Below are 26,636 nucleotides of genomic sequence, written 5' to 3'. Positions count from 1 at the left end.
TGCACAAGTTTCATCAGTGCTTTTCGCACCCTAATCAATGTTTGTATGAAACACCTGTTTCCCCTCTTTTTCGGCGCGGGCCTGCTGCTGAGCGGTTCCGCCGCTGCCCAGGACCTGACTAATGCCGGGGCCGCCATCACCGTCGAGGCTGGTGCTACCCTTTTCGTGGGTGCCGGCGGCTTCATAAACCAAGCGGGCAGCTCCCTCACCAATACCGGGACCCTGCGCGTCGATGGCGCCCTGACCAACCAAGCCGGCGGTACACTTAACTTAAGCACCGGCACCGTTGAAGTGCGCGGCGACTTCACCAATGCCGGTACGCTCTCCCCCGGTACCAGCCCCGTCAGCTTCACCGGTACCGCCGACCAGCTCCTGACCTCCGGCGGTGCTTCCCTTTATCAGGTGCTCCTTAATAAAACCACGGCCGGCGCCAACACCCTGCACCTGGCCGGCGACCTGACCCTGACCAGCAACCTGACCCTGACCAACGGCCTGCTCAATACCAAGAACGGGTCCACCATCAGCACCCTGCGCCTGCCCCACGGCGCTACCCTCGCCGGGGAGGCCACGGGCCGCTACGTGCTCGGAAGCCTCGAAATCACCCGTAACGCCGTCAATAGCGGGCTGGTTGACTTCGGCCACGGGGCCAGCCTCAGCCCCGGCTCCGCCCTGGGCACCGTGGCCATTACCCGCACCGCCGGCCTGCTCACCGACAACGTGAGCCGGGGCGTAAACCTGGCCAGTAATATCTACAAGGGCATCGACCGCATCTGGACCGTGGTTCCGACCACCCAGCCCGCCGCCAACGCCCCCGTGCAGCTCACCCTGAGCTGGCTGGCCGACGATGACAATGGGATGAGCGGCTTCACCCAGGCCCGCATCTACGGGCAAACCGCCAACGGACAGCCCTGGGCCCTGCACGGCCCCGAAACCGATGCCAGCGGCCGCAGCATTACGGCCAGCTTCGGCACCCTGAATCGCTTCACCGTCAGCAACGCGGCCAGCCCGCTGCCCGTAACCCTGCTCGATTTCACGGCCCGTGCCGAGGGGCTGGCCGCCGTGCGCCTGAGCTGGGCCACCGCCACGGAGCTGAATAACGCCGGCTTCACGGTGGAGCGCAGCCGCGATGCCCGCAACTTCGCCGCCATCGGCAGCGTGGCCGGGGCCGGCAACAGCACCGCCCGCCACGATTACGCCCTGCTCGACGACCGGCTGCCGGCCGGGGCCACCCTGCTCTACTACCGCCTGCGCCAGACCGACGTGAGCGGGGAGGTGAGCTACTCGCCCGTGCGCTCGGTGGGCCTCGCGCCCCTGGCCGCTGGCTTTGTGGTCTACCCCACCCGCGTGGCCAGCGGGCAGGCAGTCCGCTACCTCTACACCGGCCCGGCTGAGGCGGGAACGCTGGAAATACTGAGCGTTGTCGGGCAGCTAATGGGCACCATAGCCCTTGATGGTCGCGCCCAGGGTGAGGTGCCAATGGCCGGACTGGCTACCGGGGCCTATTTCCTGCGCTACGCCGGCCCTGCTGGCCGCTTCACCACCCGTTGCGTGGTGGAGTAGGCGCCGGCCACTGCACTCTTCAGTTCTGCTTTTTTGGGCCTGATACATCAGAAAGCCTTAAAGCCAACCACCCATAACCCCCCGAAAACTCAAACAACCAAGAAGTCCTGCCCGATATCAGTAAGCGCCTGCCCCAACATTTTCACCTTATTCATTCCCTTCAAGATGAAGCAATTTTTTATTCCCCGGCGCGGGCTCTTGCTGCTCGCTTTTCTTACTGTTGGCGGCCTGACGGCCCGCGCCCAGAACGGCGTAGGCATCGGCACTACCGCCCCCAATGCCTCGGCGGCGCTTGACATCGTAAGCAGCACCAAGGGAATCCTGCTGCCCCGCCTGACGGTGGGCGAGCGTGGGCTCATTGCCAGCCCGGCCACTGGCCTCATCATCTTTCAGACCAACAGCACGCCCGGCTATTACTACTACGACGGGGCGGCCTGGCAGCAGCTCACCACGGCCAGTGCCAGCAGCGACAACTTCATCCAGAACCAGACCACCAGTGCCCAGACCGCGGGCTATAACATCAGCGGGGCCGGCACGGTGGGCGGCCTGCTCACGGCTGGTAGCGCCACGCTAGGTTCCACCACCATCGTCGGAGCCACCAACATCAACACCAGCGGGGGCGCGCTTACTAACATCGGTACCACCGGTGGCGCGGTTACCAACATCGGTACCACCGGTGGCGCGGTTACCAACATTGGTACCAGCGGGGGCGCGGTCACCAACATCGGTACTGGCGGCGGCGCGGGCACCGTGAGCATCGGTACTGGCAGCGGCACGGGCAACGTGAGCATCGGGCGCACCAACGGCACCAATACGGTGAGGGGCACCACCGGAATCACAGGTACAACTACCATTAACGGAACCACCAGCATCAACACCAACAACACTACCACTGCCGTTACCAACATCGGCACCGGTAATAATGCTGGCATCGTTAGCATCGGGCGCGACAACGGCACCGTGGCGCTACCGGGCCTGAACACGGACGGCATCGTGACCAACTCCGCCGCCGGGGTTCTGGGCACCACCACCTTCGCCGCCCTCGCCACCAGTCTCGGCACCAACTTCATTCAGAACGGTACCACCCTGCAGGCTTCGTCTAACTTCAATATCAGCGGCAACGGCCTCGTGGGGGGCAACGTGGGCGTTGGCATCACCAGCCCCAGCGCCCGGCTCGACGTGGCCGGCAGCACCCGCCTGCGGGGCCTGACCACGGCCGGCGTAGTGACCACCGATGCCCTGGGCAACCTGAGCAGCAGCACCGCCACCACGGCCTTCGGCACCGACTTTATCCAGAACGGCACCACCCAACAGGCCATGTCCAACTTCAACATCAGCGGCGACGGGACCATTGGCGGCAGCGCCGTGGCCAAATCGCTGCAAGCCGTCGGCACCACGGCCGTTGGCAGCCAGGGCGCTTACCTGCAATGGAACCGCCTGGGCGGCGACGGCTCCAGCTGGCTGCTCAACCAGAAGGGTACTGGTGGCAGCGATGCCGGCATTCGTTTCGGCCGGGTGACCACGGGCGACGCGGTTACGGAGTGGGCCCGCTTTATTGATAACGGTTTTTTTGGCCTCAACACCAGCCCCACCGCGCTGCTCGACGTGAACGGCAGCACCCGCCTGCGGGGCCTCACCACGGCCGGCGTAGTGCAAACCGATGCCCTGGGCAACCTGAGCAGCAGCACCGGCAGCGCCAGCTTTATTCAGAACCAGACTACCCTTCAGGCTGCGTCCAACTTCAACATCAGCGGCAACGGTTTCGTGGGGGGCAGCGTGGGCATCGGCACCACCGCCCCCCACGCCCCGCTGCAATTGGCCAACACCGACGCCAACCGCAAGTTGGTGCTGTTTGAAGCCAATAACAACGACCACCAGTTTCTGGGCTTTGGCAGTGACCCTAACACCCTGCGCTACCAGGTGGCCAGCGCCAGCTACAACCATATTTTTTATCGGGGCAATGACAGCGGGACTTCCGTGGAGCTGTTGCGCATTGGCGGCGATGGCAACGTGGGCATTGGCACCCCCAGCCCCAGCGCCCGGCTCGATGTGGACGGGGACTTTAAACTAGGCACCAATGGCACGGTACTGGCCAGCGTAATTAAGGCCACCGTATTCAAGACGGCCATCGGTCCCATCGGTACCAACAGCGCCGTTACCGTCACTTTTGCCGTACCCAATGCCGTGATTGGCGCCACGGTCGCCATCTCGCCCGCCAACGACCTGGTGAACGGCGCCAACATCAGCTACGCCCGCGTGAGCAGCCCCGGTACCGTGACAGTCAAGTTCTCCAACAGCACTGGCAGTAGTATCAACGTGGCAGCCGGTAACTATTACCTGACCGTGATTCAGTAGGCCGCGCCTTCATCCCATAATCGGTCGGACACCACGGTAAAACGCCCCCGGCCGCGCTGGCCGGGGGCGTTTTGTTGCGGCGCCGTGCCGCTTTTTCATCGAGGTCCGGGAGGCGGGCCGTGGCCAAGTCTTTTGCAAGGGCTGCCATGAAGCTTGCACGCAAGATTTGTCAGGGTTTTAAGCAACAGCAGTTTCGCCGCCCGGCCGCCAACCTTACCCATTTCAGCAAACTGTGGCTGACTCAGCTTTCCAGTTTCAGCAGCACTACCTGGGCTTTGTCGGCGATGCTGATTTTGCGGCGGAAGTCCAGGTAGCCCGCGTAGGCGGTGCTGGGTAGCTTTCCGCGCTTGAGTTCGAGGCGGCGAATGTATTGGACCGTGCCATCGGGCAGGGCGAGGTAGTGGCTGGCGTAGGTGCCGTAGGCGGTGCTGAGCTGCACGGCGGCGGGCAGAGTTTCAGCCCGGAAGCCAGCGGGCAGGTGCAGGCGCACGGTGTCGGCGTGCAGGCAAGCATCGGATAGCCACACCGGGGCTTTGCGCTCGCCTATTTGTGCGGGCAGGGCGGGCAGGCGGCTCAGCAGGTTGGCCGTCACGAACACGCGCTTGCCGCTGGGCATGGCAAAGCCCGGCAGCGACAGCCCCAGGGTTTCCACCACGCCCGGCACGGGGCTGGCCGGCGTGGCCGCCAAGTTGAATTTAGTGAGCGTGAAGGTGGGCAGCCGGAGCTGGTCGGTCACGTACTTTTTTTGCTCGGTGGGGCCAAGTCCGTGCAGGAGCTGGGCGTAAAAGTCCTGGTCCTGGCCGGTGCGCAGGGTACGGGCCGTGGCCGTGGCGCTGCCCACGGCGTCCAAGAACAAGTCGATGCGGCGCACCTGCCGGTTTTCAGTTGCCCCGTAGCGGGGCGTGGCCACCAGCTTGCCGCCCTCCGGAGTGAGCAGCAGGGCGTGGCGGTTGCCGGTGAAGCTACCCATGTAGCCGAACCGGTCGGTCTGGCTGGTGCATTCCAGCCACAGGGTATCGGCGCGGCTGCCTTTGGCCGGGGGCACGCACAAAATAACGTGGTCGAACTGCGAGCTGGGGAAGTCGGCGCGCAGGTCGGGCCTGTCGTTGCCCGACCCCACCAGGGCCACGTAGGAGGGCACGTCGGCCGCCGTCAGCAGGGCCTTGGTGTAGTTGCTCAGGGCCTTGCAGTCGCCGTAGCCATTGCCGGCCACCGAGCTGGCCGGAAAGGTTTGCCAGCCGCCCAGGCCCAGCTGTATCGAGATGTAGCGGGTACTGCTCTGAAGCATCTCGTAGATGCGCCGGGCGCGCTCGCGGGCATCGGGCACGTCTTTTACCAGGGCGGTTACTTTGGCCAGCGTGGCGGCCGGCAGCTGGTCGCGGCCCGCGTTCAGCTCGTAGTTCCACTGCCCGAGGCTTTGCCAGGTGGCCGCCGAGCCCTTGTGGCCCTGCACCTCGAAAGTGCCGGGGGCCAGGGCCACGGCCGGTGTGGCGTAGGCCAGGGGCGGGGCGGCTTCTTCCTCCTCCACGGCGGGCAGGTCGGCTAGTTGCCACTGGTAGGTTTCCAGGCCGCCGGCCGTGCTGCGGGCCACCGCGCCCCCGGCCGGTAGCTGCCGCTCCTGGTAGCGCAGGGGCAGCGCGGCGGGGGTAATCACGCGCAGCGTGGCGCTTTGCACGGCCAGGCCCTCGGTTTCCTGGGGCTGCCATTTGGGGTAAAACAAGGTATTGTCGGACACCACTTCGTAGTCGAATTCCACGGTATAGGGTGCCTGAGGCTGGCGCAGGTCGGCGTAGCGCACCCGCACATCGGTCATGAAGCTGCCGCCCGCGTCGCCCATGCCCTGGTCGTGGATTTCGGCGGCCCGCAGCTGGTGTAGCAGGCGGCCGTCGCCGTCGTACACGGCGCCGCGCAGGTAGCTCACGGCATTGAGGGCATCGTAGCTCACGGCATGGCGCCCCAGGTCGTCGCCGGCCGCGTCGAGCACCGTCACCACCCGGTGCACGGTGTGCACCAGCCGGCCCGCCGATTTCACGGTTACCACCTCGTCATCGGCCCGCAACACCGCGTGCGCTCCCTCGCGCAGCGCGGCCGGAATGTCGGCCACCGCATACTTGGGCGCGGGCGCGGCCGGGGTAACCAACAGAAAGCTGCTCAAGGGCAGCGCGGCAAGCAGGGGTAGGAGATTTTTCACGGGATAGTAGGATAATTGATTATCGAGCTTGTTCCTGATTAATACAGAAAGGCATCAAATCGACGGTCATGCTGAGCTTGCCGAAGCATCTCTACCGCGCAACTAATCCAAATGAATCAACGAAGCGGTAGAGATGCTTCGGCAAGCTCAGCATGACGGTCCTTTCTCATTTCTGCTTGTTCGGGAATAAGTGCAAGGAGCGGCATGGCAGCCATTCGGGTTAGCTATGCCTTCTTTTTAATCACCAGCTTCTCGCCCTGCTTTTGCAGCATCAGGCGGTAGAATTCGCGCAGGTTGGCGTATTCCTCGGCTACGTACATGGTTTTGCGCAGGCTCAGGCGGCTGGTGAGCTGCACCACGCCGGGTGTGACGGCGGCCACGCTGTAGAGGTAGCGGCCGCCGCCGTCGGGCAGGTCTACCACGGCGGGTTTGGGGGTTTCGGCCAGTTCGTAGCCGGCGGGTAGCGTCAGGGTAATCATGGTAGTCACGTCCTGCAAGGCCCCAAAATCCACTGGAAACTGCCGGTCGTCGTGCCGGAAAGGGTTTTGCTCGCTGGCAAAGTCGCGCAGCGGGCTCAGGTAGATGGTGCCAGCCGTGGTGTTGTCGTCGGCGGGCTGGGCAAACTCGTAGTTCACGGTCAGGGGCTTGTCCACGGCGTCGCGGTCGACCACGGCAATTTTGGGCAGCGTCCAGCCGGTGTGCTGGCTGCCGAGCTGGGCGAAGTATTTTTTCTCGCCCAGCTGGCTCAGCTCCTGGCGGGCATCCACGCCCGAGTAGCCGCCGTGCTCCTCGTGCACCTTGCCGGTGAGGCCGCCCTGAGTATCGAGGGCCATGCTCACCTGCTGGTAGTGTACAAAGCGCTGCGTAGGAGCCAGGTTCACCCAGCGGGCATCCTCGGGCTTGCTCATGATGAGGCGGCCGGTTTGGTTAAGGCAGCGCTCGGGCAGCACGCCGCAGGGCAGCAGCGGCTCGGTGGCGTCCACGAGCAGGTCTTGGCCTTCGGCCAGCGGCACGAGGGCCACCACGTAGTTGAAGCGGTCGAGCAGCGGTAGCTGCTGGTTCACGCGGCCATGGCTGCGGGTGCTCAGCAGCAGCGGGTGGGCCGGCACGCCCGCCGTGCGCAGGGCCGCGATGAGCAGCAGGTTCACGTCGGCCGCGGTGCCGCGGTGGGCGTCGAGGGCTTTGCGGAACGAGCCGTTGGTTCGGTAGCGGTTGGTGCCGTCGTAGCGCACGGCGGCCATCACCACCTGGCGCACGGCCGCGGCGCGGGCACTCAGGTCGGGGTATTTGGCAGGAATTCCTTGCAGTTGGTCTTTCAGGAAGCTGCCGCGGCCGAGCTGGGCGCCGAAATCGTCGTCAATCAGCAGCTCGGTGTTGATTTTATCCCAGGTGCCGGCAATGTTGCGGTAGGCTTCGCCCGGAAACCGCTCGCCGGCCAGCTGGAAGTTGAGCCGGGCCACGTAGTCGTCGGAGGTGGTCATGTAGGGCTCGTCGCGGAAGGCGGGCACGTCCTTCATCACCCATTGGTAGCTGTTGACGTGGGCCGTAATGGTTTCGCTGCTGCCCGCCTCGCGCTTAACCTCAAAGCCCCCGCCCGAATAGCCGCCGCCCGAGGTTATCGTGAACTGGGCCAGGTTATCGGTTTTTTGCTGCACAGCCAGGGGCTGGTAGCCCTGGAGCACCATTTTGTAGTCGAAGTACTCGGGAATAGTGGCCCGGAACTCGCTCCAGCGCGTGGGTATCTCGCGCTGAAATGACCAGTCCTGCAGGTTGAAGGTGAAATCCGATATCACGGTGTACCCGTGTTCGATGACGGACCCTTCGCGCACGTCGGGCAAGGTAAACTTGCGCACCCGCCAGTTCTTGTCGCGCTCCTCGACAAACGTGTTCGCGGTTTCCAGCTTCGATTTCACCACCTTGCCATCCACCAGGTTGTAGGTAAAACCGCGTAGGGAGGACAGCTTCTCGTCGCCGCCATTGCGGTGGAACAGCGGTACCGTAACCGTGGCCACGTCGTAACCCGCTTTCTTCAGGATTTTGATGCGCGTAGTACGTTCCGACACCAGCTTGAAGCTGTTGTTGACGTACTGAAAGCTGGTGGTGCCGAAATCGCACAGCACCACGGCCGCCGCCGCGCTGTCGCCCACAAAGGGTGCGGCGGTCAGGTCCTTGGGGTCGGGCTTACCAAATTTGATGGGTTCGGTCTGGGCCTGGGCAGCCAAGGCACTCAGCAAGATTGCGGCTAGCAGAGAAGGGTAGCGTAAGGGTAGTTTCATGCAAAAAAACAGGAAGGGGGTAGGGGACAATCCAGGAACCTAAAGCTAGTGAGGTTTCGAGGAATAGTAGTCTTATTGGGAGAAGTGAGTTTGGGAGTGGGGATTGAAATTGAGTTTAGCCACCCGGTTTTTTTCGGATGATGAGCTTCTCGCCCTGCTTTTGCAACAGCAGGCGGTACAGCTCGCGGAGGCTGGCGTATTCCTCGGCCGGGTACACGGCATTGCTCAGGGTGAGGCGGCTGACGAGCTGCACCACGCCCGGCTGGGCCGTGCTGACCGAGTAGCGGAACCGGCCGGTGTCGTTGGGTAGGCTCACCACCGCCGGCTTGGGCGTTTCGGCCAGCTCGTAGCCGGCCGGCAGCATGAGGTTGAGAACCAGCGTTTCTTCTTGCGGCGCGCCAAAATCCACGGCAAACGCTCGGTCCTCGTGCCGAAACGGGTTTTGACCGGGCCCGAACTCACTCAGCGGGCTCAGGTAGAGCGGGCCGGGTGCGGGCTGCTCCGCACCCGCCTGGCTAAAGGCGTAGTCCAGGCTAAGGGGCTTGTCTACGGCTTCGGCCTGGTTCACGGTCATTGTGGGCAGGGTCCAGTTTTCGTGTCGCTGCTGCAGACCGGCCAGGTATTTTTTCTCGCCCTGGGATGCGATTTCGCCGCGCGCGTCGGCCGCGGCGTAGCCGCCGTACTCCTCGTGCACCTTGCCGGTGAGGCCGCCCTGCGCGTCCAGCGCCATGTCAATTTGCTGGTAGTGCACATGGCGCTGGGCGGGAGCCAGGTCTACCCAACGGCCTTCGGCGGGCACCTTGCTCACGAGGCGCCCCACGCGGTTGAGGCAGCGTTCGGGCAGCACGCCGCAGGGCAGCACCGGCGCGGTGGCGTCCACGAGCAGGTCTTTTTCGCCGGGCACGGGCACCAGCGCCACCACATAGTTGAAGCGTTCCAGCAGCGGATATTCCTGGCTCACCCGCCCGTGGTCGCGGGTGCTCAGTAGCAGCGGATGGGCTTTGATGCCGGCCTGCTCCAGGGCCGCGAGCAGCAGTAGGTTCACGTCGGCCGAGGTGCCACGGTGGGCATCGAACGCCTTGCGCAGGGGCTCCGGGGCATACAGTCGGTTCTGGCCGTTGTAGCGCACGGCGGCCATCACCACCTGGCGCACGGCGGCGGCGCGGGCCCGCAGGTCGGGGTATTGGGCGGGCAGGCCCTGCAGCTGGTCCTGTAAAAAGCCGACGCGCCCAATGCGCCCACCAAAACCCTCCGATGCCAGCAGCCGGGCATTGATTTTTTCCCAGCTGCCGGTGAGGTCCTGGTAGGGCTGCTCGGGCCACTGCTCGCCGGTGAGCTCAAAATCCAGCCGCGCGGTGTAGTCGCGGGCCGTGGTCATGTAAGGCTCAGGGCGGAAGGCGGGCACGTTTTTTAGCACCCAGCGATGATTCTCGGTGGTAGCCGAAAGCGTTATGTTGCCCGCGCTTAGCCCGGCCCCGATGCCGGCGCTGCTCGACAACTTATTATCCAGCACCAAGCTCACCGAGCCTGTGCTCAGCACGTTCACATCGAGCGGCCGGGTACCCTGGTAAATGATGTTGTATTTGTAGAACGTGGGAATGCTGGAGCGGTACTCGCTCCAGCGCACCGAAATAGCGCGCTGAAAATCCCAGTCCTGAAAGTTGAACAGGTAATCCGACGCCAGAATATACGAGTACTCAATCACGGAGCCTTCGCGCACGTTGGGCAGCGTGAATTTCTGCACGTTCAAGTTGGCAGTGCGCTTTTCGATGAACGCGCCGCTGGCTTCGAGAGTGGTTTTTTCCACCACGCCGTTCACCAGGTTGTAGGTGACACCCCGCAGGCTGGACACCTTTTCCGAGTCGCCGTCGCGGTGGTAGAGCGGAATTTCTACCGTGGCTTCTTCGTAACCCGCTTTCTTCAGGATTTTGATGCGGGTAATCCGCTCAAACACCACTTCCAGGCCGTCGCGTTTGCCCCGCAGGCGCGAGCGGCCGTAGTCGCAGAGCACCACGGCCGCCGCCGCGCTGTCGCCCCGAAACGGCGCGGCCGTGAGGTCCGCCTTATCAATCTGGCCGTATTTGATGGGGTCGGGCGGAGCTTGCGCCCACGCAGTGGCCGAAAGCAGAATGACCCCGAGTAGCCCGGGCAACGCCCGGCACAGGCGGTAAAAGAGAAGCAGAGCGGGCATCAACAAAAAAGAAAGGGGTAGACAGTCTTCGAAACCATAAATGTAATGGGGTGAGAGGCTTAGTTGGCGAAAGGTGACGCAAACTTATTTCGCCCCAAAGCCACCCCTTTGCCCGTCGAGCCGAGCGGTTAGCAGGGTTAGTTCTTCGCTATCAACTTTTGAAGCGCCCCGCCTCACACCACCCTTTCGGGGGCGGGCTCGGGGGCGGGTTCCGAAACCACTGGGTGCACCATGGGCCCCGAAGCTTTCACCCGGAACAAATACCCCACGGCCCCGAGCACGCACAGCAAACTCAGGCCGTGCACGTAGGGCAGGCGGCTGGGCTGGTTGGCGAAAATCCAGCCGGCCAGCAGGGCGCCCAGGCCGATGCCGATTTCGAGGGCGATGTACATGGTGGCCACGGCCTTGCCCCGGTATTCGGGGTGGCTCAGGTCGATGGTCCAGGCGTAGAGGGCCGGCGAGTTCAGCCCCGCGCCGATGCCAAAAACCGTGGCCGCCGCCAGAAACCACGCCGCCGAGGGCGACCATACCAGCAAGGCCAGCCCCGCCGCCAGTATCAGGCTCGACCAGCGCAGCACCGGCACCCGTCCGTGTACGTCCGACACCTTGCCCGCCACGAGGCGAATGCTCAGCGAGGCCACCGTGAGGAAAACGTAGAACAAGCCCTTGGTGGGGCCGTCCAGGCCCAGCAGCCGGCTTTGGTCGGGCACCACGGTGAGCACCGCGCCGTAGGGAAACAGGCACAATCCCGTGACCACGGCTGGCGAGAGCACCCGGCGGTCCAGAATTTCATTCCATCGCAGCCGCAGCAGGCCCAGGCGAAAGCGCTGCCGCTGGGCTTTGGGGAGGGTTTCGGTGAGGCTGCCCTGCACCAGCAGCGAGAGCAGCGCCACCGCGCTGGAGCAGTAAAACATGGTATTCAGCGAGAAGGCGTGGGTTAGCCAGGAGCCCAGGGCGGGGCCGGCTGCCAGGCCCATGGCGCCCGTCACGCCCAGCAGGCCCATGGCCTCGCCGCGCCGCGCCACGGGCACGATGTCGGCGATGTAGGCGGCCGTGCCCGTGGGCTTAAACCCCGTGCTGAACCCGTGGAGCAGCCGCAGCAGCAGAAACCCCGAAACCGTGAGCGCCCAAGGATAGAAAAACCCGCACAGAAAACACACCAGCGACCCGAACACCATCACCGGAATGCGCCCCACGGTGTCGGCCAGCTTGCCCGAGTACGGCCGCGAAATGGCCGCCGTGAGCGTAAACAGGGCAATGATGTAGCCTTTGTACTCGCCGCCGCCCATCCGCGCGAGATGGTCGGGCAACTCAGGCAGCAGCAGGTTGAAACTCAGAAAAAACAGGAACGACGACAGGCACATCAGCCAGAAGCCGAGCGTGTAGGGGCGGGAAGCGGGAGGGGCCATGAGTACCGCAAAGGTCGGCAGGAATTCGGGCGGGTGGCTGCGGCTGGGGCTGCCGGCGCGGGTTTCTCTGCGACTGGCGCGCGTCCGGTGACGCTACCTGCGCAATTGTCGGGTAGCCCTACTTGCGCTTCTGAGGTGGGCCACAAGTTTGCGTGTGCCCTTTGCAACGTCTCCATGAAGGCATCCAATGGCAATGAGAGGTATTGCTTTTGCCCGCAATGCAGTTCGATACACTTTACACCTAGTGCATCTTCATAGACTTCGGCAATGTAAATGTTATTCAGCCATACTTCCGCCACAAAGCCCTGCCGGTAATCGGCGTAAGTAACAAGCAACCTGAATGGATTTTGCATCGCCCAAGGTACTCTGTTGGCTTCGAGCTTCAGGCTTGGGCGTGTAATGACGTTGCAGGCGCTCGCAGAGAGCGACAAAAACCAGAATGTATCAGCTCTGCTCTCCCAACCCGAGCCAGAGGCTCGAAGCCAATAGGCAGCGCGTCTGAGACGCGCGCCAGCCTCACTGCGTAACCGCTCATCACTTGGCCGGTTTTTTCTGTGCCAGCAGCAGCATTTCCTTGCCGAAGGTTGATTGCTGCCAGGTAGGGGTGAGGGACTGGTACATCTGCTGGTAGTCGGCGGCGGTGAGCAGCGGGCCGAGCGTGCACAGGTTGGGGAGCATGGCTCCGGTGGCGGAGTCGTGGTAGCGGGCCACGTAGTCCTTTAGCAACCGAACGCGGGACTGTTGCACGGCGGCCATCACGCGGCGCAGGGCATTGGCGTTGGCCGTGTCCTGCTTTTGGGTGAGGGCCTCGGCCACCAGCCGGATTTTGTAGCGCTGCGTGCCCAGCTCGGTGTCGTCGCGGTACCAGTCTTTCCAGTGCTGGTCAATGTCGGAGCCCGTCACAACAATGCGGTTGTAGTCGGGCTGCTCGCCCTGCACCCGCACGGTGCGGTTGTCGAGCAGAATATCCGCGAGCTTAACGGAAGCGCGTCCTTTGCCGGCGTGCAGGTACATGTGGGTGGGCTCAGCCAAGCGGCCGGCGAGTTCGAAATGGTTTTTCTGCACCGTTGCCGAGTCGATGGCGCGGAGCAGGCTGCCGTTGATGAGGTACACTTTTGAGCCCGCCGGCAGCCCTTGCACGTCGCCGATAACGCGGTAGCCCGCCGGGTTCTGGGCGCAGCTCAGGCGCGCCGCCAGTAGTAGTCCCGCCTGAAGTAAGAGCAGCTTTTTCATCCTGGATAACGGGCTGGTAGAATGCTTATTGTGGTGCCCGTTTACCCCAGCATCTGCGCCTTACGGGTATTGTATTCCTGCTCCGTAATGGCGCCCTTTTCTTTCAGGATGAACAGCTTGGCCAGCTCGTCGCTCACGCTGGCGCCGGGCGCGGAGGCATAGCCCCTGCGGGGCGACATGCCTTGGTTGTACTCGTTGTTGAAGTCCTGGTCCGACATCATGAGCCAGATAACGGTGTGGTAAAAACCGATGAGCGAGGGGATAAATGTCCAGCACAGCAGCAAGCAGGCGATGCCCCGGCCGATTTTACCTAGGTAAAAGTATTGGCCGCCGAAACTTCCGAGGAAGAAGGCGATGAATAGGGCGGTGATGCGGTCTTTCATGCAGAGTGGGGGAGTAAGTGGTATTTGAGAAGGGCCTTTTGAATAGTCACGCAAAAGTAACCGTATTGCGTTTGGTCATGCCTCGGCTACGCTCGGCATGACAGCTTGGAAACTGCGGTTACTTGTGCGCGGCTACAGAAGCATAGCGCCTGAGGGAACACTACCCGGCGGGCGCTGCCATACAGCAGCCCCAGCCGCTGGCAGGGCTGGGGCTGCTGGAAGATACCCCGCCTTTTTGCTGAGCGCCGCGCCATAACTTGCAGCCCCGCCGGGGCCAGCTGCTGCGGCCAAACCGCTGGCATCCCGTTTTCCTCGCCCGCTCTCGAACCAGCCTGACCGGTGCAGACCCGTACCGCAACCACCCCGGCCGAAACCCCGCCCAGCCCAAGCCGCAAGGCCCACCGCCCACCCATGACCATCCTCCTGAGTTGCCTGTTATTTTTCAATCTCCTGTGTTTCCTGCTCTTCGCCCTGGATAAGCGCAAAGCCCAACGGGGCCAGCGGCGCATTGCCGAAAAAACGCTGCACCTCGCCACGCTGCCGGGCGCGGCCCCCGGCGCCTGGGCCGCAATTTTCCTGCTGCACCATAAAAACCGCAAAGCCGCTTTCTGGGGCGTTACCCTGGGGCTAACGCTGCTGCAAGGGGCTATGGGCTATTTTGCATGGCCCTATTTGCAGGCGCCGTTTTAATCGGGCTGGTGGGCGGTGACACGAAGAAGCTCCAGCCGCTGGTGGGACTGGGGCTTCTTGGGGAGTTGTGTGTTACGGTGCTATGTATGTAGGGATGGCGGGCACAGCAATTTCGTGTAAAAACGAAGTTTAGCGGAAAATAGTGAACTTCGCGGCTAGATTAAGTCAGTGCTTACAGACCTGATGTAGTTGATTTCCGTTGTATTCTCATGTTGGACCGAGATATCAGACAATTTCTATATCAGAACACCCTTCATCATTACACAGAGGATACCAACTCCCGTGTAATAGATGAGATGGGACTTTCAGCTCATGCAGCTAGGATTGACATTGGAGTGATTAATGGTCAATTGGTAGGATATGAGATTAAAAGTGACCGAGACAATCTTCTCCGATTACCGCGTCAGTTAGAGATATACAACCAAATATTTGACTTGATAACAGTTGTGTGCGGCCCAAAGCACGAGGCTAAACTGCTTGCTTACCTTCCAACACATTGCGGCTTATTAGTTACACAAAAGCATGGTGCTGATTCTCCTTCTCTGCGAACTGTAAGAAACGCTACTCAAAACGAAGGGCGCAATGGTTATATGGTGGCTAGTCTACTATGGTGCGATGAGGCCAAAGAGTTATTGATTCGTTTAGGAGATAAGAAAGGGCTCAGCAAATTGCGTAAATGGGAGCTTTGGGAGAGGTTAGCGTGTTTTTATACAGATGATATCGATGCTTTGTCAGAACAAGTAAGAGGAATTCTCAAAAATCGTCAGACATGGCGGGAAGCATAGAAACAACCAGTTCTATGTGGTGTGAGGTGTTGACCGCAACCCAAGTAGTAGCATTGCCCCTGGGATGAGAACCTTCTTTGCTGGCTTGATAGATAAACTCGTCTCCCCAACTGAAAGCTGGTCCTGAGTAATCTGGGCGCTTGACAATAAACTGGCTAAGCCGATGAAATTGCTCAGCCATTGTATTAGGAGTACGCCCGGTCTTTTCACCTTTTACTATTCCATATTCGTTTGGAAAAGTGTAGCGTATTTTTGGTGAGCCTTGGCGGCTTGGTGTTGGTTCTTTGATGATGTTACCAGTTGCGTAGTCACTAAACTGTACATTATACTCTGCGCCTGCTCTCACGTTCCGGAATACATCAATCTCCCGTCGAACAGAAGGGACAAGTTTCCACTTGGGTAAGGATTGAATATCCATTGGTAGAGCACCGGAGGCAAGAATTACTCCCGCTACTTGCAGTCGAAGCAACTGATTGATAGCGCCAACTGTTGCTCCCTCGTATAAAGTGATGGGTAAATTTTGGTCGCTGATATCTCCCATATCTAGAAGAATCAGCGTTTTGGAGGCTTCTAATTGATAAGCCTCCAACGCAGTTCTGACAGCCTTCATTAAACTGCTGCTCATCTCATTGAGGGTTATTCGAATTATAGCCTCTTTCGGATTACCAATGAGCTTTTTGTACAACTGAGCATAACTCTCGGAGCCTGTCAATTTAAAGACTGGATGTGGCGTTCCACCTACCTTAGCAATAGAGAATAGAAGGTCAGTAATTAGGTCATGATTTAGTCCAGCAGGACTGATATCCAGAAAGCAGGTGAAGGGACTGTTGTAAGCTAAAATAGGCTGAACTGTATTAGCTATTTTTGTCACAAATTCACCAGAAGGAGCAGTTGGAATCCCAGCCATATCAAGTTCTGGTGGGGGTATTTGAAGAATGGGTCTGACGTGCGGAATGGAGGAATGCTTGAGCGTAGAAAGAGCATTCAATTCTCCTTTTTTGGTGCGGAGTAATGGATAGTAGAGCATGGTTGATGGCCGAAGAGAAGTCCGCCTGCTGGTAATGTGACAAACGTACCTACTTTTTGGCCCAACGTAGATAATACAAAAAGTAAGGGTCGAGAATATTCAATGTTTCCAATTCGTGGTCGTAGTCCAACACTCGGTCTTCTCCCAACCTGTCTTTGACAGAGTTGCCCATTTGAATGAGTGCTTTGGTAATATCGATGCCGCGTGGCTCCCCAGAATCATCGGTTATGAGTGCTTTAACCCGTTCTTTCAGGTTCTGATAGGAGAACGAAAGGGCTGGCTCACCACTGGCGATAGCATCTAGGATAATAGAATAAATATCTCCAGTGCTCCCATTGGCAAGCCGGTAAGAGTTACGCTGGAAACCCCGGGGTTTAGGCCCATTCCTTAGAATACTATAAGCGGTAGAGCAATTAGCATTATTAGCAGCGCGTTCAAATATGAGTCGTAACTCCTGAGCTGTGAGAGTGACAACGAGAGGATTAGCGAATCGAGAGATATAATCATACTCATTGCAAATACGCAAGCATAAACTCTGCATAAGTTGGGGTGAAGACACACTTTCCTTCACGAGTAGACGCAGGTTGGATTCGTCGATGGTGATATTCAACTCTGCAAATCCTCGGCGTGGGATTTCAATAAGTTCTTCATTCTGCCAGTAAGGAATATCAATGGCTGACACTCGGCCGCGCAGGTCGCCATTCGCCCGAATAGCTTGGTCGGAACGTTGTGTTACGGTGACAATGACGATACGTGTGCCTTCGCGTGCAGCTTCTTTAAATTCCTGAGCTAACGTTATCTGGACGGCTGCACTGGCGTAATGGAAGTCATCAAGTACCAGCGTTATCCCTCGCTCACGAAGCACTTGGAATAACGCTTTAGCACCGTTTTTATCAAAAGCTTGACTGCTGGACTGTTGACCCGCAGCCGTTACTTTCCCGCTTATAGCACCTTTAGCTTGGCCGACAAAAGGGATACCGCCGCTAAGCTCGCCAGTACTCGTCAAATCGCCTCCGTAGGTCCGACCATCGGTACGCGTGGTGGATTTCTCAATGCGCAATGCTTGACGTATTTTGGCCCAGAACACGTCAATGCTGGTGATAGAAGCTCCAGTTACAAGAAGCATATTGTCAATGACCGTTTCACAGAGGACGGTCTTCCCGCATTTAGACGGCCCTGAAATCGAGCAAATCATTCCCTTTGTATCTAGTGCTAGGGCTAATTCCTTTTCCAGAGCTAGATTTGGCCGGTCGTAATACGTAATGCTTGGAAGGGAGCCAGGGGTGAAAATGTCACTCGCTTTCATTGACAAAACTGATTTAAGTAGATTTAGGTATCGTCATAGATTGTGTCGCAATATAACCGCATTCCCCCAACTACCCCCTGCCAAAACGTCGCCCCGCCAAACCCGGCCCCAACCTTGCCCCTTGGCCGGCAATGTTTGAATTCCTAAAATCCATTTCCGCCAAGAACCCCAACGCCCGGCGCGGCCCCGAGCAGCCCACCGTGAGCGTGCGCGAGCGGGTGTCGGCCCTGAAAAACCTGCCCGCGTTTCTGAAACTCATCTGGCACACCAGCCCCGGTTTGGCGCTGGCCAATATTGCCTTGCGCCTCGTGCGGGCCTTTTTGCCGCTGGCCATGCTCTACGTCGGCCAGCTGATTATCGACGATGTGGTGGCCCTCACCCGGCTGCCCGCGCCCGAGCGCCTGCTCACGCCCGTGCTCACGCTGGTGGCCGGCGAGTTTGGCCTGGTGCTGCTGGCCGATGCCCTGGGGCGCGGCGTGGCCCTGCTCGACAGCTTGCTCGGCGACCTGTTTGCCAATCAGTCGTCCATCCGCCTCATGGAGCACGCGGCGTCCCTCGATTTGGACCAGTTCGAGGACAGCACTTTCTACGACAAGCTGGAGCGTGCCCGCCGCCAAACCCTCTCCCGCACCGTGCTCATGAGCCAGGTGCTGGCCCAGGGCCAGGATACCGTGACGCTGGTGCTACTGGCCGCCGGGCTGGTGGCGTTCCAGCCGTGGCTGCTGGGGCTGCTGCTGCTGGCCGTGGTGCCCGCCTTCCTCGGCGAAAGCCATTTCAACGAGCGCAGCTACTCCCTCTCGCACTCCTGGACGCCCGAGCGCCGGGAGCTCGACTACCTGCGCCAGACCGGGGCCAGCGACGAAACGGCCAAGGAAGTCAAGATTTTCGGCCTCTCCGGTTTCCTGGTCAACCGCTTCCGCGAGTTGTCCGACGACTTCTACCGCCAGAACAAATCCCTGGTGCTGCGCCGCGCCGGCTGGGGCACTTTGTTCGCAGCTGTGGGCGCGGCCGGCTACTACGGGGCTTACGTCTACATCATCGCCCGCACCGTGTCGGGCAGCATTTCGCTGGGGCAGCTCACGTTTCTGGCCGGCTCCTTCGCCCGGCTGCGCGGCCTGCTCGAAGGCATCCTCAGCCGCTTCAGCTCCGTGGCCGATGGCGCCTTGTACTTGCAGGACTTCTTCGATTTCTTCGCCCTGCGGCCCCGCATCGTGCGCCAGGCCACTACCGGCGATACGGCCCGGCCTTTCCCCCGGCCCATCCGGCTGGGTTTCGAGTTTGAGAACGTGGGTTTCCAGTACAAGAATGGCGCAAAATGGGCCATTCGCAACCTCAGCTTTAAGCTGCAAGCCGGTGAAAAGCTGGCCCTGGTGGGCGAAAACGGCGCGGGCAAAACCACCCTCGTCAAGCTCCTGGCCCGCCTCTACGACCCCAGCGAGGGCCGCATCCTGCTCGACGGCCACGACCTGCGCGAGTACGACCCCGCCGAGCTGCGCCAGGAAATCGGCGTCATTTTCCAGGATTTCGTGCGCTTCCAGCTCCCCGCTGGCCAGAACCTGGCCGTGGGCCGCATCGAGGAGCGCCAGAACCAGCCCCGCATCGTCACCGCCGCCCAGCAAAGCCTCGCCGATACCGTCATCGCCAAGCTGCCCGGCGGCTACGACCAGATGATTGGCCGCCGCTTCAACGGTGGCGTGGACCTGAGCGGCGGTGAGTGGCAGAAAATTGCCCTCGGCCGCGCCTACATGCGCGACGCTCAGCTCCTCATCCTCGATGAGCCCACGGCCGCCCTCGACGCCCGCGCCGAGTTCGAGGTCTTCGAGCGCTTCAAGGAACTCACCCAGGGCAAAACCGCCGTCCTCATCAGCCACCGCTTCAGCACCGTCCGCATGGCCGACCGAATTTTGGTCATCGAAAACGGGCAGTTCGTGGAAATCGGCTCGCACGAGGAATTGCTGGCGAATGGCGGGCGCTACGCGGAGCTGTTCGCGTTGCAGGCCGCCGGGTATCGGTAGGAGAGTGGTTGGTTAACTTGTAGGTACCGGGCCGATGGTGGTGCGGTGCCCGCAAGTAGCATGGGTGGTTAGCGGCGGGCACGTGGGTTCTACTTTGTATTGCAGTTGCAGAAAGCAAGTATGAAAAAAATCGCCCTTACCGATGATTCGCAAACCCATTGGTTTGGAATGGGTAATTATGAAATCAAGCTAACGCTGATTAATAAAACGGTCAGAATAATGTATGTTTCAGAACCACCTTTCGGCGATTCATACCATCAGCTTTACATTGATAATGTTGAATTTGAAGGGTTTGTCTGGGGCTGCGAATTCTTGTTTCCTTTTGGACAAGCGTACTTGATTTGTTCCTGGATGAAGAATCTATACCAACGGAAAACTCTGCTAATAGACCTGAAAACCTCAAATTATTACGTCTTTCCAATCTATTATGGAGATTTCAAGCGACGAGGGAACAGCATCGATTTTGAGAACAAACTGCTCAGCCAAACGAAAACGCTTGATTTGAACGACGTAAGAAAGCTGTTCGGCTGAAATAGGTGCAGCTCCCACGAATCCGGGTCTGACAGTACGGCCGCTAAAGCACAAACCCAACGGCATGTGAGGCCGGTGGCTCAGACTGCCGCTCCTGCTTCAAATACGCAACCGGTACTTACTCCTGCTGCCCTTTTCTACCGTCCTGGTGGCAGGCAGCCCGCGCGCGCTGCGCCGGCTGCTGCTGGCCGGATGCTACGGCCGGCTTGTTGGCGGAAATGAGCTTTTCTTCCAAACCACCGCCCCCAATGCTCACCCGCGCCCGCGCATCGTCCTCATCCGGCCCGGCGAGAAGCCGGCGCAGGGCATCCAGAACTTCGGCTAGGGTGGCAGTGGCGGCCAAAGCCAAGCGCCCAGTGCTCCGCTAGAGTCGTGAGCACATCCGCACTTCAGGCAGCTGCCCCGACTGAGGAGTCTGCTGACTGGAGGCATCCGGTCTGCAAAAAATCCCCGAAGAAAACACTGCCGTCCTCATCAATCTCCGTTTCAGCACCGTGCGCACCCTGCTGGTTGGAAACGGCTAATTCGGGGCAATCGGCCTTTGTGAAAACTAATTGGCGAAGTGCAGGCGTTGCGCCGGGCTGCCAGTGCGGGCGGCCGCGAGAGTTTGATTATCAGGGGGCTTTGTGTAACTTGGAGTACTCATTCCCACCCGGTGTTCCATGGCCTTGTTGCGACGCGTATTATTAAGCCGACGTGTTTGCACGGATTTGGGGAGCGAGCTGGCCCGCTGCGGCCCCAGCACCAACTTGCGCTCTGGTAACGGCGGTCAGCGGGGCCGCTTCCGCAGCGCTGGCTTGCTGGCTATTTACGGGGTTTTCTGCGATACCGGCCGTTTTCGGGTGGGGCTTTGTGCTGCGCCAGATTTTCCGATGCCCAAAGTTGTCCCGCACTATGATGGCCGCTGGCGGCCGTAGTGCATGGCAATTGCTTTGTTCGATTTTTTCATACTTGTTGGCTGATAATCAGTCCGTCGCCGCCCCTATTTCGTAACTCATTTCCTTCCTCATTTTTCTTTCCTCATTTGTAAAATTTATACGAGTATGGGCCGCATCATCAGATTTTTATTCATTGTGGGCATTGGGGTAAGCCTGGCTGCCTGCGTGAGTACCCGCGAGGCACGGGTTGATTCCGATTATAGCTATCGGGGCAACTTCAAATCCTACCGCACCTTTAGCTTCGTGAGCGGCACCGGCCTTTCATCTGATACCAGTCGCCTGGGCAATTCCGTGCGCGAAGCCATTCAGCAGCGCCTGCACGTGCAGGGCTACCGCCTGGCCAAGCGCCGCCCCGATATGCTGGTAAATTTCCGGGTGTACGAGGGCGATATGCGGTTTCACGGCTTCATTCAGGAAGACATCAGCGAGTGGATAAAACGCAATATTGAGGAGGACGAAGACACGCCTAAAGATAGTCGGCAAGGCTACCAGCCGGTGCGCCTGCTGCTGGCCGAAGGCACCCTGCTGCTCACCCTCATCGACGTGAAAACTAACCGCGCCGTATGGAACGGCTACGCCTCCGGGGTGAGCGTGCCCGAAGGCCCCATGGGGGAAGTGGTGCTGCGCCGCTCCGTGCGCTCTATTCTGGACCGCTACCGGGTATTCACCCAGGAGCTCGCCAACGGCCAACTGCCCCGCACCGAATCCGAAGACCCGGGCCGGTAGCCATTCCCGAGCTAATGCTCCAGTCGATGGCGTTCCTGAATCAACTCCGCGGCAATGCTGATGGCGATTTCCTCGGGGGTTTGGCTGCCGATGGGCAGGCCAATGGGGCCGCGCAGCTGCGCCACGGCGGCGGCCGAAAAGCCCTGAACCAGCAGCCCGCGGCGCAGCTCGGCTACTTTGGCGGCGCTGCCCATCACGCCGAGGTAGCGGTAGGGGCGGCCCAGCAGGTGGCGCAGTACTTCGGCATCGGTGCGGTAGCCCACGGTCATCACCACCACGTACTGGTGCGGGCCGGGCAGAATTTCCAGCGCCGCCTGCTCGTAGCTCACCACGCGCCGGTGGTGAGCGGCCTGGTTGGCGGCCAGCGTGGGCAGGCCGGGGCGGTCGTCGAGCACGGTGAGCTCAAAATCGAGCAGGGCCAGGGTTTTGGATAACGCCAGGCTCACGTGCCCGGCGCCTACGATGGTGACGTGGTCGCGAAAGCCCAGCTGCTCGCGATAGCACCACGCCGCCCCCGGCTGGTAGTGGTAGAACGCAGCGGCGGGTTCTGTGTGGTTTTGCAGCTGCAGGCCGCCGTCGGCGCTGAGGTGGAGCTGGCTGTTATTTCCCAGCGTCATTGCTGCCACAATGGCTTCCGTTACGGACAAGTCAGCGGCGGTTAGGGGCCAGAGCAGGACTTCCTGCTCGCCCGAGCACATCATACCGGAGCGGTCGGACGGGGCTTCGCGCCGATGAATCTGCGGGCGCAGCACGGGGCGGGAGTCGCCGGCCAGCAGGCGCTGCCGGGCCAGCTCCACAAACTTGTGCTCCATAATGCCCCCGCCAATGGAGCCCGCCAGCGCCGCAGCCGTCACGGCCATTTTGAACCCTTGGCGGCCGGGGCTGCTGCCGCTGCTGTGCACCACGCACAGCAGCGCCACGGGCGTGCCCGCCCGCAGGCTGGCCACGGCCAGGGCCCAAACTGGTAAATCGCGGGGAAAGGCGGGCATACATGCGTGGTCTAATAGAGAATGAAAAGGTCGTGCTGTTGAGCTTGTCGAAGCATTCATACGCCGTAACCAACCCATTCGCATAGATTACTGGTGCGGTAAAGATGCTTCGACTGCGCTCAGCATGACGGCCTTGATTGAATCGTACACTTCTGCACGTCTGCTTAACGCCTACTTGTATCCGGGGACTTGCTGCCCCGCGAAACCACCTTACAGCCAGGCCACGCTCAGGGCGTAGATTACGGCCATAACACCCGAAAAAACGGCGCTGGCCACGAAACGGCGGCTGGTAGCCACGCAGTTTTGAATGTAGTAGTTGGCGGCCAGCGAAACCGGGGCGCTCAGCAGAAATGAGCGGCCCGCTAGAGGCAAAATTGCCAGGGAAAGCGTCTTGGCCGCGCCCCCGAACAAGGCCAGAAACACGTAGTGCCGGGCAATCCAGAGCGGGTTGAAGTAGAGCAGGGTGAGGGCCGCGCGGCCGGTTTTGCGCAGCTGGCTGCCGTCGGGGCGGGAAGGTACCCGCGCATCCAGCCACCGGAAATAGGCCGGTACCTCAGTGGAGTAGAGCAAGCCGCCCACCAGGGCCATGCCCAGCAGCCGTAGCCAGCTGAACTGGCCTAGAATAAGCGCAGCGGCCGTGTCGCCGGCGCCATAAATCAGGAATCCCCGGATGTGGTTACAGAGTTGAGTTGGGCGGGTGAGCTGCAAGTAGCTGGGGTGTTCGTAAAATCGGGGTGCAAAATTAAGGAATTCCCAGCCCGATAACTAACCCGCGTCTGCCCAAACGCTCCCGTCCAGCCCCGCGCTACGACAGAAACTGCAAGAGGCTGAAGCTACGGGAGCTTCAGCCTCTTTTTTATGCATTTGGCCAGATGTAACCTCTGACTTTAAAGATGCCGTCGATTTCTTCAAACGGTATGGATTGGCCTATTAATGCTGCTCTAAGCCATTCTGTGAAGTCAGTCTGTTTGTCGTCAATTAACTGGCCAACATAGTCTTTGCGGATAGGACTCAATTCCATCCAATCAATATATTTTGTCTCACCATACTTTACCCATTCCCAATCCAAAAAAGTGAAGCCAGCCGGCTCTACTTTGTCAAGCAAGTGTTTTTCTCGCACTTGTGGCTCGAAATCTGGATTTGAAGTCATCGCAGCGGCGAGCTTTCGCCACTTCGTTTTATTCATGGCTGATGCAAGTTGATTTGCGTTGATATAATCAACAACTGGGTCTTTAACACGCATGTCCATCCACTGAATTTCCTTAAATTAACCGCCTAATGTGCGGCGTTAAAATTCGGCCTCTTTATTTCCTGCTGGCGAAAATATCGTTGTCGTGATTACATCCAATTAACCATTCTTCGAGAAAGGGCAGAACCCAAATGTCCAGCCCAACTTCGCCATCTAATTCAATTTGATTATCAATGAATTTCTGTAAATCAAGCCCATTGGTTTCGTAGCTGCGATTCAGAAAAACATGAGATGGGTGTTCCAGAATCAGATAATAAAGTCTGTCTAGAACGAGATATTCTGCGAAAACACGCTCATCAGTGCGTAGCCAATTGCCTTCGTTGCGGTTGTCCTCAAGGCGTCGGTGCGCTTCCCTGAGCAAGGTTGCCGTGAGTACCGTGTCCAAGCGCGGGGCAGGAAAGATGTCTTTTCTTCTCATGACACTTCAACCGCAAAAGAGATTACTGTTGCGGAACAGGCTCCCCTCTCTTTTGGAGAGGGGCCGGGGGTGAGGTTTGTCCGTTAGCAAAATCCGGGTACAACCCCCCCAGCACCTTTTCCGGCGTGAGCGGTGCCGAAAACGGCAGGGCCGTGTGGCCCTGGAAGGCCCGCACCGCGTCGCGCAGGGCGAAGTAGGTGCCGATGCCGTACATGAGCGGCGGCTCGCCCACGGCTTTGGAGCGCAGGATGGCCTTGGGGTGGCCCGGCGTGTCGAGAAAATGCACGTCGAGCACGGCGGGGGCGGCGTAGATGTCCGGGATTTTGTAGCTGTTAAGCGAGTTGCTGAGCAGGCGACCTTCGGCGTTGTAGGCAATTTCCTCCATCGTCATCCAGCCAATGCCTTGCACCGCGCCGCCCTCAATCTGGCCCCGGTCAATGACCTCGTTGAAGCTATGGCCGAAGTCGTGGGCAATGCGCAGGGCATCCACCGTGTAGGTGCCGCGCAGGCAGTCGACGGTGACGGTAGTGAAGGCCGTGCCGTAGACGTGGTAGGCGAAGGGGTGGCCCGTGTTGGTGGTGGCATCAAAATGCAGGTCGGGCGTGGCATAGTGGGCGTTTTCGGTCAGCGCCACCCGCTTCCAGAACGCCGACGACACCAGCTTCTCCCAATTGGTTTCGGCGGGCACTCCGGCCGCCAGCACCTGCTCGTCGTGGATTTCGAGGCCCTCGTAGTTCAGCGTGTACTCCGTTTCGGCGTGGCGCAGCAGCCGCTCGCGCAGGGCCGCGCAGGCCATTTCGGTGGCCTTGCCGTTGAGGTCGGCGGTGGCGCTGGCGGCGCTGGGGGAGGTGTTGGCCACGCGGGTGGTGTTGGTGCTTTCCACCTTCACCCGGTTCACCGAGATGCCCAGGGTGCGGGCCGCCACATGGGCTATTTTGGTGTTCACGCCCTGGCCCATTTCCACGGCGCCGGTGCTCACGCCCACCGAGCCGTCGGAGTAGATGTGCACCAGCGCGCGGGCCTGGTTCATGGGCGTTTTGGTGAACGAGATGCCGAAGCAAATCGGCATCACCGCGAAGCCTTTCTTTTTCAGCTTATTGGTTTGGTTGAACTGCTCTACTTCGGCCCATAGGCTGGCCAGGTCGTAGTGCCGGCCCGCGGTGTCCCAGGCCTGTTCGGCGTGGCACATTTCGGCCGGCTGCCGGTACGAGAAAAGGTCGCCCTCGCGCAGCAGGTTCTTCCGTTGAATCGTGCTGGCCGGCACGCCCAGCTCCTCCGCCGCTTTGGCAATGGCCGACTCAATCACGAACATGCCCTGCGGCCCGCCAAAACCCCGAAAGGCTGTGTTGGGCGGCAAATTGGTGCGGCAGCTGTAGGCCGTGGCCGTCACGTTGGGCACGAAATACGAATTGGTGGCGTGGAACAGCGTGCGCTCCATCACGGCCGGCGAAAGGTCGGCCGCCGCCCCAGCATTTTGGAAAAACGTGACCTCATAGGCCACTATTTTCAGGTCCGCATCCAGCCCGATTTTGAAGTCGGACGAGTAGGGGTGGCGCTTGCCGGTCATGCGCATGTCGGCCATGCGGTCGAGCACCAGCTTCACCGGCTTTTTGGTGATGAACGCGCCCAGCGCGGCCAGGGCGCCCCAGGGCGTGGCCTGGTCTTCCTTGCCCCCAAAACCTCCCCCCAGGCGCGTCACGTCCACTTCTATTTGGTGCATGCCCAGGCCCAGCACGTGCGCCGTGTGCCGCTGCACCGCCGTGGGTCCCTGCGTAGACGAAATCATCCGCACACCGCCCATTTCCGTGGGAAAAGCGTACGCGCCCTGCGTTTCGATGTACAAATGCTCCTGCCCGCCCGATTCTGCCACTCCCTCAAACACATGCGCGCACGCCGCCCAGGCTGCCTGAGAATCGCCGATTTTGAACGTGCGCGGCGGCACAATCAGCTCGCCCTGCGCTGCTGCCACCCGCGGGTCGGTGATGATGGGCAGCGGGTCGATTTCGACCTCGATGAGCTTGAGCGCGGCGTGAGCCTGCGCCTCGGTGCGGGCCAGTACCAGCGCCACCGGCTGCCCCCGAAAATGCACGTGCCCCGTAGCCAGCAGCGGCTCATCGGGCACAATGCCGCCAATCTGGTTGATGCCCGGAATGTCATCGGCCGTGAGAATGCGCGCCACGCCCGGTGCCAGCAGCGCCGCGCTGAAATCGAGGCTTCGAAGCACGCCATGCGCCAGCGGGCTCTCAAACACGGCCGCGTACAGCGTGCCTTGCTGCACAAGCACGTCGTCGAGGTACTGCGATTCGCCGCGCACGTGGCGGTTGGGGTCGAGGTGGTTCATAGGTTGGGTTTCGTTCTGAAGGC

At 60.4% G+C, this 26,636-nt stretch carries 21 protein-coding genes; 7 read left to right on the top strand and 14 right to left on the bottom strand.

Annotation, left to right across the window (positions count from 1 at the left end; translation table 11 throughout):
- The first annotated feature begins 45 nt into the window (after positions 1 to 45).
- Together GM79_RS23065 and GM79_RS23060 are read left to right on the top strand one after the other, a co-directional pair.
- Complete coding sequence (locus GM79_RS23065; RefSeq protein WP_051718831.1) at positions 46 to 1,560, top strand: hypothetical protein; 1,515 nt, start codon at positions 46 to 48, stop codon at positions 1,558 to 1,560.
- Positions 1,561 to 1,725: 165 nt separating this feature from the next.
- Positions 1,726 to 3,915: a beta strand repeat-containing protein gene (locus GM79_RS23060; RefSeq protein ID WP_051718830.1), complete on the top strand. Its 2,190-nt coding sequence runs from the start codon at positions 1,726 to 1,728 to the stop codon at positions 3,913 to 3,915.
- Positions 3,916 to 4,156: 241 nt separating this feature from the next.
- On the opposite strand, the gene GM79_RS12120 is transcribed toward GM79_RS23060, so the two are convergent.
- The 6 genes from GM79_RS12120 to GM79_RS12095 all read right to left on the bottom strand — a co-directional run bounded on the left by GM79_RS12120 (position 4,157) and on the right by GM79_RS12095 (position 13,598).
- Positions 4,157 to 6,106 (bottom strand): DUF3857 domain-containing protein, encoded by a 1,950-nt coding sequence (locus tag GM79_RS12120; RefSeq protein WP_051718829.1) that lies wholly within the window; start codon positions 6,104 to 6,106, stop codon positions 4,157 to 4,159.
- 224 nt (positions 6,107 to 6,330) lie between these two features.
- Positions 6,331 to 8,382, bottom strand: coding sequence for a DUF3857 domain-containing protein (locus GM79_RS12115; RefSeq protein WP_035564202.1), 2,052 nt, complete (start codon positions 8,380 to 8,382; stop codon positions 6,331 to 6,333).
- A gap of 115 nt (positions 8,383 to 8,497) precedes the next feature.
- On the bottom strand, positions 8,498 to 10,573 hold the full coding sequence (locus GM79_RS12110; RefSeq protein ID WP_035564200.1) for a DUF3857 domain-containing protein: 2,076 nt from the start codon (positions 10,571 to 10,573) through the stop codon (positions 8,498 to 8,500).
- Between the two features lie 173 nt (positions 10,574 to 10,746).
- A complete protein-coding gene (locus tag GM79_RS12105; RefSeq protein ID WP_051718828.1) occupies positions 10,747 to 11,982 on the bottom strand; it encodes an MFS transporter in 1,236 nt (411 codons plus the stop codon).
- Between the two features lie 534 nt (positions 11,983 to 12,516).
- Positions 12,517 to 13,215 (bottom strand): DUF4369 domain-containing protein, encoded by a 699-nt coding sequence (locus tag GM79_RS12100; protein ID WP_035564198.1) that lies wholly within the window; start codon positions 13,213 to 13,215, stop codon positions 12,517 to 12,519.
- A 41-nt stretch (positions 13,216 to 13,256) separates the two neighbouring features.
- Positions 13,257 to 13,598, bottom strand: coding sequence for an NINE protein (locus GM79_RS12095; protein ID WP_035564195.1), 342 nt, complete (start codon positions 13,596 to 13,598; stop codon positions 13,257 to 13,259).
- Between the two features lie 339 nt (positions 13,599 to 13,937).
- Between GM79_RS12095 and GM79_RS12090 the strand changes: the two genes are divergently transcribed.
- Positions 13,938 to 14,288: a DUF1294 domain-containing protein gene (locus GM79_RS12090; protein WP_051718827.1), complete on the top strand. Its 351-nt coding sequence runs from the start codon at positions 13,938 to 13,940 to the stop codon at positions 14,286 to 14,288.
- Positions 14,289 to 14,497: 209 nt separating this feature from the next.
- Positions 14,498 to 15,073 carry a sce7726 family protein gene (locus GM79_RS24930; RefSeq protein ID WP_152559975.1) on the top strand — a complete coding sequence of 192 codons (576 nt, stop codon included), beginning with the start codon at positions 14,498 to 14,500 and terminating at the stop codon, positions 15,071 to 15,073.
- Here the strand turns inward: GM79_RS24930 and GM79_RS23800 are convergent.
- On the bottom strand, positions 15,042 to 16,100 hold the full coding sequence (locus GM79_RS23800) for a beta family protein (protein ID WP_072008607.1): 1,059 nt from the start codon (positions 16,098 to 16,100) through the stop codon (positions 15,042 to 15,044). The two genes, GM79_RS24930 and GM79_RS23800, sit on opposite strands and share 32 nt — an antisense overlap.
- A gap of 49 nt (positions 16,101 to 16,149) precedes the next feature.
- Positions 16,150 to 17,406 carry a hypothetical protein gene (locus GM79_RS12085; RefSeq protein ID WP_035564193.1) on the bottom strand — a complete coding sequence of 419 codons (1,257 nt, stop codon included), beginning with the start codon at positions 17,404 to 17,406 and terminating at the stop codon, positions 16,150 to 16,152.
- Between the two features lie 131 nt (positions 17,407 to 17,537).
- Between GM79_RS12085 and GM79_RS12080 the strand changes: the two genes are divergently transcribed.
- A complete protein-coding gene (locus tag GM79_RS12080; protein ID WP_035564191.1) occupies positions 17,538 to 19,421 on the top strand; it encodes an ABC transporter ATP-binding protein in 1,884 nt (627 codons plus the stop codon).
- Between the two features lie 120 nt (positions 19,422 to 19,541).
- Positions 19,542 to 19,952, top strand: coding sequence for a hypothetical protein (locus tag GM79_RS12075; RefSeq protein ID WP_152559974.1), 411 nt, complete (start codon positions 19,542 to 19,544; stop codon positions 19,950 to 19,952).
- A gap of 118 nt (positions 19,953 to 20,070) precedes the next feature.
- Here GM79_RS12075 and GM79_RS12070 read toward each other — a convergent pair whose 3' ends face one another.
- The gene (locus GM79_RS12070) at positions 20,071 to 20,295 is read right to left on the bottom strand and encodes a hypothetical protein (RefSeq protein WP_152559973.1); all 225 of its coding nucleotides are present in this window, start codon (positions 20,293 to 20,295) and stop codon (positions 20,071 to 20,073) included.
- A gap of 700 nt (positions 20,296 to 20,995) precedes the next feature.
- Here GM79_RS12070 and GM79_RS12065 point away from each other — a divergent pair.
- Positions 20,996 to 21,616: a DUF4136 domain-containing protein gene (locus GM79_RS12065; protein ID WP_035564185.1), complete on the top strand. Its 621-nt coding sequence runs from the start codon at positions 20,996 to 20,998 to the stop codon at positions 21,614 to 21,616.
- An 11-nt stretch (positions 21,617 to 21,627) separates the two neighbouring features.
- Here the strand turns inward: GM79_RS12065 and GM79_RS12060 are convergent, their stop codons facing one another.
- The 5 genes from GM79_RS12060 to GM79_RS12040 all read right to left on the bottom strand — a co-directional run bounded on the left by GM79_RS12060 (position 21,628) and on the right by GM79_RS12040 (position 26,613).
- Positions 21,628 to 22,605: an XdhC family protein gene (locus tag GM79_RS12060; RefSeq protein ID WP_051718826.1), complete on the bottom strand. Its 978-nt coding sequence runs from the start codon at positions 22,603 to 22,605 to the stop codon at positions 21,628 to 21,630.
- A 210-nt stretch (positions 22,606 to 22,815) separates the two neighbouring features.
- On the bottom strand, positions 22,816 to 23,313 hold the full coding sequence (locus GM79_RS12055) for a hypothetical protein (RefSeq protein WP_035564183.1): 498 nt from the start codon (positions 23,311 to 23,313) through the stop codon (positions 22,816 to 22,818).
- Between the two features lie 148 nt (positions 23,314 to 23,461).
- Positions 23,462 to 23,854 (bottom strand): DUF6678 family protein, encoded by a 393-nt coding sequence (locus GM79_RS12050; protein ID WP_051718825.1) that lies wholly within the window; start codon positions 23,852 to 23,854, stop codon positions 23,462 to 23,464.
- 55 nt (positions 23,855 to 23,909) lie between these two features.
- Complete coding sequence (locus GM79_RS12045) at positions 23,910 to 24,239, bottom strand: hypothetical protein (protein ID WP_161787167.1); 330 nt, start codon at positions 24,237 to 24,239, stop codon at positions 23,910 to 23,912.
- A gap of 55 nt (positions 24,240 to 24,294) precedes the next feature.
- Entirely contained in the window at positions 24,295 to 26,613 is a 2,319-nt protein-coding gene (locus tag GM79_RS12040) for a xanthine dehydrogenase molybdopterin binding subunit (RefSeq protein WP_072008606.1), read from the bottom strand.
- Positions 26,614 to 26,636: the final 23 nt, after the last annotated feature.

It is taken from the genome of Hymenobacter sp. IS2118, from assembly GCF_000715495.1.
GTDB lineage: Bacteria > Bacteroidota > Bacteroidia > Cytophagales > Hymenobacteraceae > Hymenobacter.
This window is presented reverse-complemented; position numbering and strand designations above follow the sequence as displayed.